This is a genomic window from Microbacterium sp. P5_E9, from assembly GCF_054049175.1.
Map to the genome: position 1 here is coordinate 1 of NZ_JBFUMV010000167.1, position 514 is coordinate 514.

Annotated in this window: 1 protein-coding gene; it reads right to left on the bottom strand. The window is 64.8% G+C overall.

Annotated elements, in window-relative coordinates:
• Positions 1–269, bottom strand: a 269-nt coding sequence (locus tag ACXJ3V_RS20810; RefSeq protein WP_457102254.1) for a tripartite tricarboxylate transporter substrate-binding protein, incomplete at its 3' end; no start/stop codon positions are given.
• Between the last annotated feature and the right edge of the window lie 245 nt (positions 270–514).

Sequence of the window (514 nt, forward strand, 5' to 3'; positions counted from 1 at the left end):
AGCGTCTGGCCGTCCGGTGCGGCCCGGCTGACGAACTCGTTGCCGATGTTCGTTCCGGCGCCCGGCTTGTTGTCGATGATGAAGGTGGCCTTCGTGCGCTCTGAGAGTCGGCTCACGATGTATCGGGCAATGTTGTCGCTTCCCCCGCCGGGAGCGAAGGGCACCACCACGGTGACAGGCCGCGAGGGATAGCCTCCCGGACCCGCTGCGAGCACGATCGAAGGACCCGCAAGTGCAAGCGCGAGGGCCGCGAGTTGGACGTAGCGCATGGATGTCTCCTTGTTTTGGGCAAAGCTCCGCCAGCGGTACCGCCTGATGGGCGTACCGATTCCGGCGCGGAGGGGTGCTAGGGGATTACTTCTGGATCAGTTCAGCGACGACCGCACGGCTAAAGGCCTTGGTGCCAATCTTTCCGCCGATGTCCGCGGTACGCGTCTCGGGATCGGCCAGCACCTTTTCGACGGCCGCGTGCACGGCGAGTCCGGCATCGGCGAATGCCTTCTGCTTGTGATGC